This is a genomic window from Streptomyces sp. NPDC091209 (assembly GCF_044757755.1).
Lineage (GTDB): Bacteria > Actinomycetota > Actinomycetes > Streptomycetales > Streptomycetaceae > Streptomyces.
Genome location: NZ_JBIVVR010000030.1, coordinates 1 through 8994, shown reverse-complemented (window position 1 = coordinate 8994; position 8994 = coordinate 1). Strand labels below are relative to the sequence as shown.

The 8994-nt window shown below is 70.8% G+C and carries 5 protein-coding genes; 2 read left to right on the top strand and 3 right to left on the bottom strand.

The window, feature by feature from the left end:
• Positions 1-129: 129 nt before the first annotated feature.
• Complete coding sequence (locus ACIQRL_RS40760) at positions 130-258, bottom strand: SapB/AmfS family lanthipeptide (RefSeq protein ID WP_058940762.1); 129 nt, start codon at positions 256-258, stop codon at positions 130-132.
• A gap of 58 nt (positions 259-316) precedes the next feature.
• Positions 317-2902, bottom strand: coding sequence for a class III lanthionine synthetase LanKC (lanKC, locus tag ACIQRL_RS40755; protein WP_401341399.1), 2586 nt, complete (start codon positions 2900-2902; stop codon positions 317-319).
• A gap of 1020 nt (positions 2903-3922) precedes the next feature.
• Between lanKC and ACIQRL_RS40750 the strand changes: the two genes are divergently transcribed.
• Positions 3923-4267, top strand: coding sequence for a hypothetical protein (locus ACIQRL_RS40750; protein WP_401341397.1), 345 nt, complete (start codon positions 3923-3925; stop codon positions 4265-4267).
• Between the two features lie 76 nt (positions 4268-4343).
• Here the strand turns inward: ACIQRL_RS40750 and ACIQRL_RS40745 are convergent, their stop codons facing one another.
• Positions 4344-5759 carry a hypothetical protein gene (locus ACIQRL_RS40745; RefSeq protein ID WP_401341396.1) on the bottom strand — a complete coding sequence of 472 codons (1416 nt, stop codon included), beginning with the start codon at positions 5757-5759 and terminating at the stop codon, positions 4344-4346.
• A 724-nt stretch (positions 5760-6483) separates the two neighbouring features.
• Between ACIQRL_RS40745 and ACIQRL_RS40740 the strand changes: the two genes are divergently transcribed.
• Positions 6484-8217: a serine/threonine-protein kinase gene (locus tag ACIQRL_RS40740; protein WP_401341394.1), complete on the top strand. Its 1734-nt coding sequence runs from the start codon at positions 6484-6486 to the stop codon at positions 8215-8217.
• Positions 8218-8994 lie beyond the last annotated feature (777 nt).

Genomic DNA, 8994 nt, shown 5'->3' with positions numbered 1-8994 from the left:
GGGGGGGGGGGGGGGGGGGGCCCCGGGCCCCCCCCCCCCCCGGGGGGGGGCGCCGCGGGGGGGGGGGGGGGGGGTGGCGGGGGGGGGGGGGCGGGGGGGGGGGGGGGGGGGGGGCCCCCGGCCGGTGTGTCAGTTGCAGGTCGTGACGGACAAGCTGCTGTCGCCGCAGAGCAACAGGCTCGCGCGGCTGCCGGTGGCGACGTCGCCGGTGGCCTCTTCCTTCGGGGTCTCCATCGACTGCAGGTCGAGAAGCGTCATCGTCTTTCCTTTCGATCGGGGACTGTGAGCGGTTCGTACGTCCTGCGGGTGGTGCACTTCACGATCCCTGTACGGGACCGGCTTGTGGGTTCCGCCGGGGCGGCGGGAGGAAGGGCAGATGCACGTCTCCGCCGGAGGCGGCGCTGCCGAGGGCGAGGAGGCAACCGGCGGTGCCGGTGGCGAGGTCCATGGACAGCCGCATCATCTGCTCGCCGGGGAAGGCCAGATGGCCTTTGTAGGGGACGGCGTGCCGGGTCAGGGCGTCGATCTGTCGGCGGACGTCCCCCGGCGCGGTGCCGGGGCCGGGCGCGGTGGTCCGGCTGAGGTGCAGCACCATGCCGGCGGCGCCACGGAACAGTCCAGGTTGGGCGTAGAAGGTGGCCTGTGCGGCCTGTACGATCTCGCGACGCGCTCCTTCGAGGTCCTCGTCAGCCCGGTGGGCGAGGTAGTCGTCGAGCACCATGCCGATGCCGACGCTGCCGGCGCCCAGGTACGGCATGGTCCGCCAGCCCTCGTCGACCTGGAGCGTTCCAGAGGCGCTGCGGACACACCGGGCGAGGTCTTGCCGGAGTGCGTCGCCTGCCCGGTCGAGCAGCGTGGTATCACCGGTGCGTTCGTAGAGTCGGACGAAGAGCAGGGCCGGTCCAGACGCCCCGTACAGGAGCCCGGCGCGGGTGATGCCCGGAACGGCCTCGGCGACCAGTTCGGCGCAGCGCCAAGCCGCGTCGTGCAGGGCCGGTGTTCCGGTCGTGGTCGCGAGGGAGTCCAGGGCGAGTCCGGCGCCGGCGAGGCCCCCGTGGAGATCGGGGGCGATGCCCTCCCAGGGCCGAACTTGCGCCGACTCGACGAGTTCCAGGGCCCGTTCGGGGTGACCGAGGCGGTCCAGTGTCCAGGCGATGCCGGTCAGTCCGTCGTAGAAGCCGATCGGTGTGCCGGACTCCGGTACCTTGGTGTGGCGCAGAAGCCACTCCTCCGCCTCGGTGTGGGGGTCCGAGCCGGTCTCGGCGAGGGCGTACAGGACACCGGCAGTGCCGTACCCGAAGGTCGCTCCGCCGCCGGTGGTGGCGAACTGGGCGATGTCGCCGGGGAAGAATCGGTCGTCGCGCTCGGGGGTGGCGGAGGCCAGTACGGCGCGGACCATCGAGTTGCGGCTGCGTGGCCAGTCGCCTGGCTCGACGGGCAGGTATAGTCCGGCAGCCGGTCGCTTGGTGCCGCGGGTGATCTCCTCGACCGCCTCGTCCAGGAAGCTTCTGTCGACGGGGAACTGCTCGGCGGCGATGTCCGCCAGGTGTCGGGCTTTGGCCCTGTCGAGGGGAAGCAGACTGGTGAGCGGCAGGAACAGGGCGAGCTGCAGGCAGGCCAGGGCGTACCGGTCCACGTCGTGTCCTCGCCGGTCGGCGGGGGCGACGAAGCCGGGGTTGGCAACGGTCTGGCGTCGGCCCTCGTCGATGTGGGCTGCGGCCTCGAAGTCGATGAGTGTCACGGACTGTTCGTCCTCGGAGACCATGATGTTGAAGAGATGAAGGTCGTTGAAAACGACTCCGCGGGCGTGCACCGCGTGCACCGCGTCCTCGACCAGCCGGTGGATACGCAGGGCCCAGGCGGTGTATTCGGCGAGCGCCTCGGGGCCGGGGCCGGACTCGATGAGGGGGTGACGGCGCGCGAAGAAGGTGTTGAGCGGTTTGCCCTCCACGAACTCCATCGCCAGGAACTGGTGGTCTCCGACGGAGAACGTCCCCCGTACCTCCGGGGTGCAGCCGAGTCCGGAGAGCCGCTCCAGGGCTTCTTGTTCGCGGCGCAGTCGGGCAACTGCGTCGACGCCGTCGGCGGCCAGTCCTGCGTGCGGCCGGGCCTCTTTCAGGACGACCTTCTCACCGGTGGCACGGTCGCGGCCGACGTAGACCCCGCCTCCGTTGGAGAAGTGCAGGGCGCTCTCGATGGCGTAGGGAAGTTCGCCGACGGTGAGCGCGGCCCGGGCTTCGATGTGCGGCACGAGGAAGGCCGGCGGCTCGATCCAGTCGGGTATCCGGAAGGCGGGCCCGCGCAGATCGGGGACGAGGCGTCCGTCGGGGCGCCGAACCGCGGGCCGTAGTTCCCCCTCCTCGTCGTAACAATGGCGGCGGGTGAAGCTGCCGTAGCGGAGGTGAACCGGTCCGGATCCCCAGCGCAGGTCGCTGAGAATGTAGGGCGCAGGCTCGCCGTCGAGGAGAGCAGCGAGGTCTTCGGCGACGCGGTGGCACCGCCCGTCGTCGGACGGGTACACAGTGATGAATTTGCCGCTCGCAGCCCGATCCGCGTACTTGGCGTTGCGATGGTGCAGCAAATAGCGGCTGGGCACGAACTTGTAGGCGAGACGCTGCTCTTGGCAGTAGGTGGAGACCCTCGCGAGTACGGACTCGGCGTTGCCGAGGCACGCGGACACATGGATCTTCCATCCCTGCTCGGGGAGTTGGCAGTCTGCCGGCCGCAAGGCCAGCCAGTCGCCGACGCGGTGACGCTGCCAGCCCTCAGGGACCGGTGCGAGGGCCACGGCGTACTGCTCTCCCCTGCGGTCGGCTCCGCCGGTCGGACCGGTGTTCAACCGGTGCGGAGCGTCATAGAAGTGCGGGTCCGCGTCACAGAAGGCGGCGTAGCCCTTGATCACGTCCACTCCCTCGGTCGGCGGTACCGGCTCCGTGTCGGCCTGACAGGAAGAACGGTGTCATCCGGCGAAGGGGCGCCAATAGTCACACACGTCAGCAACTGACCGTGCGAAACGCATGGGTAACCCGGACCTTGGGGAAGGGTTGCCTGCACTATCCAAGCCCAGGCCGAGGCCGCCCTGCTGGACGCGCTCACCGATCCGCGCAACTTCGCGCCGCCACCGACAACGGCCTGCGGCACGGCTTCGCCGGGCTCGTCCACATCACCGCGCGCGCCGCCGCCCCGGCCTCCGCCGGGCAGCTCCGCGCCCTTCTCACCGTGCTGGTCCCGCCCGGCGTCGCCCCTGACGACGCCGCCGCCCGGCTCTTGGAGGACGCGGCGGGCGCCGGACTCCTCGACGGAGCCGCCGGAACCGCGCTGGGACGGCTCACCGGGACAGCGCGGAGCCACCCCGCACCGCCTGGGACGCCTGCCTGCTCCCCGCCTGAACCCGACTGAAGGACTTCCCGATGCACCCCGACCACTGGCAGCAGCACAACATCACCTTCCGTGACCGGGACACCGGGCGGCATGCCGCCACCGAACGCCTCGCCCCGTACTTCTGGCCGCCGAGGTTGTCTCGATGCCGATCTTCCGGGGGTTCAGGAAATCTGAAGACCTTCAGCCCACCCGCAGACCCGGAGATCCGCGCCATGGTCATCGCCGAGCTGTACCGGCACAACGTCAAGGGGCCGGGCCTCGACGTGGGTGGGCAGGCCCCGGCCGCTCTCACGGGCGCCGGAGACGGGCTGGACGGTGCCGGCCGGGACGCGCACGACGTAGGCGAACGTCGTCTCAGGCAGACGGCTGGTCAGCCAGTCCAGGGCTGCCTACCCGTGTCCCCTGCTGGAAGCGGCCGACTTCCCGCAGAGGGCAACGCTGGGCCCGCGGCCTTGCGCTTTCGGAGCATGAACCCGGCCGCCGCTGGCCGACGGGCAGCCGCTGCCGCCCGGCCGGGAGCGCGAGGTGGAGCGGTTAGACGATGCTGGCGATCTACACCGCCGCGCCGCACTTCGTCCCGCCCGCCGGCGTGTTCGACGCCGCCACCGGCCTGCCGCCCGAGCCCGGGTCGCAGCTGAAACTGACGGCCGAGGCCGTCATGGTCTTCCACGGCGGCGTCCCGCTGCCTGCCGTCATCGCCGACGACGAGGCCCTCCACGCCCACGCCACCGCCCATGTCGACGCCGACCACGACACGCTCTTCGGCGGCGGGCCGCTCGTGATGGGCTGCGTCATCCTGGCCCGCCCCGACGACGGCACCGACCACGCGCTGCTGTTCAACCCGCGCGGCCGGTATGCCATGCGCAGCGGCCCGTCCCCGGCATGAGAGGGCTCATGCCGGGGACGGGCCGCTGTTTCGTCGGCAGGCGGGTCGGCCGCGCTCCCCTGGGTTGTGGCGTGGCTCAGTTCAGGGTGAGGACGGCGGAGTCGTTGCGGCTGTCCGGATCGAAGTCGGGCCGGTGGGAGTCGGCCGGATCCGGGCCCCAGACCAGCTGGACGGCGCCCTTTGCCTGGGTGATCACGTCGTCGATCCGCAGGGTCAGGGCGAAGTGGGTGACCTGTCCCTTGGGCACGATGATGCCGGGCAGGCTGCAGACGTAGGGTCCTTTGGCCTCGGCGGTCGGGTTGTTCTGCTGCCACGGGCCGCAGTTGGCCGAGTGGCCGACGGCGGTGGTGCCGGGCGGGAGCGTCACCCAGGCAACGGGTACTCCGTCGCCGCCGCTGCGGTCGTACAGGGTCGCCGGCCCGTTGGCGGTCAGGTTGAAGGCGAGGGTCGCGGTCGTGCCCGCACCGGCTTGAGCACTCGCGCCGGAGACCGCGAAGTCGGCCGTGTTGCGGGCCTTGAGGGAAGCGACCTGGTAGTCGGTGACGGTGCCCGTCTGCGGCAGGGACACGGAGCCCGCCGGGACCGAGGAGTGCCGGCCTGCCTTGATCACCTTCAGCTTGAGTGCGGGCGCCGACTTTTTGCCCCATGTCCACTTGATGCCCTGGCCGTCCGGCCAGCCCGGCTGGCCGAGCGGTGCGGTGAGGACGTCGAGGTAGGTGAACAGGGCGGTGGAGTTCACGTGCAGGCGCACCGGGGCGGCCAGGGCGGCCGTCTCCGCGATGTTGATGCCGCCCTTGGGGTAGCAGACCGCGAAGTGGGTCGCGCCGTTGGTCCCGTACTTGCAGTTGGAGTAGTGGTCGGCGAAGTCCAGGCCGGGTGAGGCGGCCAGGACGGTCTGTACGCCGCGGGCCGGGCGGTTGCCGGCGTTGGTGAAGCGGACCGGTTCGGCGAGGGTGCTGCCGACCTTCAGGTCGGTGTGGTCGGCGAGGCGGGTGAGGCCGAAGGACGGTCCTCCCACGGTGACCGATCCCGTGCCGCCTGTGATCTGCGCGTGCGCTGACCGGCCGGTGATTTTGTAGGTTCCCGTGGCGCCCAGCCGGCTGCCCGCACGGGCGGTGAGGGTCAGCTGGGTCATGGACCCCAGGCCGGTCTTCGGGTCGGAGCCGGACTCGAACGACTCCGAGCACGTGGCGACCAGTCCGTGGGCGGTGCAGTTGCTCGAGAACTCCACCTTGGCGATCTTCGACAGACCCCGGGCGTCCACGGTCAGTGTGGTGTCGTCCGCGATCAGGTTCCTGGTCTTGGTGTGGAAGTCGAAGTACACGCCTGCCGTGGCAGGAGCAGCCGGCAGGGCCGCCGGGGCCGACGCGTCAAGAGTGATCACCGGCTGACCGGAAACAGCACCGGCCGGGCCCGCGACCAGCAGCGATGCGGCCAGACCCGTAGCCGAAGCGAACACTGCGGCTAAGCCGGTGAGGGAATTACGTCTCATCAACATCCTTACGTTTGAAGGTACTTGCATAGATTCGCTGCACGGGCCGGGTGGGATTTCAACCCCGGGCCGCACCACGCCTGACCGCCGGGCAGCGACGCCGGTCCGGCTCTCCCGTAACTCGTGCTGGAACCCCGTGCCGGCACGCCGGCCGCGCGGTCGCGTGTCCGGCGTGCCGAACAGCGCGACCTTAGATCACGGGTATGACAAACACCCATGCCATTTCCCTTGAGGGACCGCCCCACCCCACGTCAGGCACCGGATCCTCGTGTGGCGGGACAGCCGGAACATCACTGGCACCGCGCGGATGCCGTCAGACTTGGCCCCTGCGAATCCGGGGCCGGTGCGCCCGCGCCGCCTGGTGATCGTCGCCCGCCCGACCGGGGCATAGCCACTGCTCACGAATCAAAGGGACAACTCAAGGTTCGGTGCTACAGGACAACGCCCGTCCGCGGCCCTGCAGAGGACCGGCCGTGGCCGGTCCGACCCGTCCTCCCGCAACACCACCAACCAGGAGCGGATCGCCCGCGCGCTGAACCGCTCGACCGGCTGCGGCTACCAGAAGAACCTGGACCGCGTGAAGGCCGCGGCCGGCGCGGGCAAGCTGCCCGCCAAGCTCGGCATGGGTGCGAACCACGCGCGCCGGCGTTGATCGCACCGGTCTGCGGGTGTTTGCGGTCACCTGCGTGGGGCCGTGTCACAGGTATCTCGTAGGCTTCCGGCCATGGGCGAGGGGGATTCCGGCAGACGGGTCATAGAGGGGCGCTTCGAGCTGGAGACGCGGCTCGGTGGCGGTGGCATGGGCACGGTGTGGCGTGCACGCGATCTGGTCCTTGACCGGGCCGTGGCGCTCAAGGAGGTACGGCCGCCCGATCCGGATCTTGCCGAGTACGACCCGCAGGGCGCGGCGATGCTCCGGGCCCGAGTGCTGCGCGAGGCACGGGCGCTGGCTCGCGTCGATCACCCCAATGTCGTGACCATTCATCACGTGGTGGACGGCGGGGAGTACGTCTACCCGTGGCTCGTCATGGAATTGGTGACCGGCGGGTCACTTCAGGACCGGCTCGACAAGGGGCCGTTGGCGCCCGCCGACGCCGCCCGGCTGGGTCGCGAGGTGCTGGCCGCGCTGCGCGCCGCGCACGATGCCGACATCCAGCACCGGGACGTGAAACCCGCCAACGTGCTGATGCGGCCCGACGGACGTCCCGTCCTCACCGACTTCGGCATCGCGACCATCAGGGACTCGACCGCCCTGACGGCGACCGGGTCGATCATCGGCACGCCCGACTACATGGCACCCGAGCGCATCTCCGGCGGCGAGGGCGGCCCGGGTTCCGACCTGTGGTCGCTGGCGATGATGCTGTACGTCGCCGTCGAGGGACATCACCCACTGCGCAGGGGAACCACCCTCGCGACGCTGGCGGCGCTGCTGAGCGAGCAGCTTCCGCCACCCGTGCGAGCCGGAGTCCTGACCGGGTTCCTGAACGCCGTGCTCGTCAAGAACCCGGCCGACCGGGTGGACGCGACGACCGCGGACCGGCTGCTCGCGGAGGCGGTCGAGGACGGCAGCACGGTTGCGAGTGCTCACGCCGGGGCGGACGGGGCCACGTCGTACAGGCTGGCCCCTCCGCCGGGTGCAACACCCGTGCCCTCGGCGCCGGTTGGGTCCGGACCGCTTGCCGGCTTCGGGCCGTCCACCGGCTTCGGGCCGACGGGCTTCGGCCCGGCGACCCCGTACCCGGTGGGCCCCACACGGCAGACGCCGGCGGGGCCGGGCAACCGTGCGAAGAGCCGCATCGCGATCGCATCGTCGGTCGTCGGGACCGTGATGGCGGGAGTCCTGGTGTGGACCCTGCTGCCGGACGGAGGCGACAAGGACGGTGGAGGGGCCGCCGGTTCAGCCGGTGCGACCTCCTCGGCCAGGACGACGGACCCCGCTCGCACAGCGTCCCGCCCGACCCCGACGCCCCCGACCCCGACGCCGACGCCTCAGGCCGACGCGAAGACGGATCTGCTCACCCCCGCCGGTATCCGGGCGGCGGTGAAGGAGATCAAGGCCGCGACCGGCACGGACCGCGCATGCGACCTCACCGTCTATCCGACGTATGTCTCCGCGGACATCATGGTCAAGGGCAGCGACACCAAGTACGACAGCTACACCTACCGCCCGGGCCAGGGTGTCGAGAAGGGCATCATCAGCAGTGCGATCATCGGCGGCGAACGCCCCTTCAGTCTCGACAGCTTCGACTGGGACGTCCTTCCCGCCTTGCTGAGGCGGGCGAAGAAGGACCTGAACGTACAGCGGCCGACCATGCGTTACGTCCTGGTCCGCCCTGCCGACGACACGTTCGGCACCCCGCTGGGACTGGCTGTCTATCTCGCCGACGACTACGTCACCGGCTATCTGGATGCCGACCTGAAGGGCAAGGTGACCCGGGTGATGCCGGCCCAGGCCTGAGCGGGTCTGCCGGCATCGCCCGCGCCCTCGACTTGCAGTCGCGCCTCGGGACGAGGCCGCAGCGGCGCGGTGCGCGCCAGGCGCGCATGGATCACAGAGACTCGCTTGCCGGTAGCGCCATCGAGGAACATCACAATTCCCACGCCGTCGCGTCCGCGGCGGGAGACCACAACGTGATTGCGCACGTTGTGCACGGTAATGCCGTATACCTTGCCCAAGACCACCGTCCACAAGGCCTTGCCCTCGGCCGGCACAGTGGTCTGCTCGTCCGGCAACTCCTACGAAATAAGCATGGCCGACGGGACACTCCGACTCGCCCCCAACGCACTGGGACTCGGCTCACCGACGACTTTCACCCGCCGGCGGCCCTCGACACCTGAGCATGAGAGCGCGCCGCTCTGTCCGCCGGCCGGTCCCAGCAGGCCCTTGCAGGACTCCGCCATGGACGAGGAGCCGTTGGAGGCGTAGGTGCGGATCCTCGACGTCACGCTTGACGATTGCCGTGTGGCCGTAGCCGTACGGGCGCCCCGGCGTTCATGGACGGCCGACTGACCGCCCATGAACGGTCAACGCTTTACCGAACCGGCGCGTGGGGCGCGTGGCGTTGAATGTCGGCCCGGCTGACGGCATTGCGACCTGACGAACCGGCCCCGGCGCGCCTTCGAAAGGGCGCGCCGGGGCCGGTTCCGGTGTGAACCGCCGGGCGCCCCCCCCGGGGGGGGGCGGGGGGCCCGCCGGGGGGTGTGTTTGGGCAACAGGTGGGGGGGGGGCCCGCCC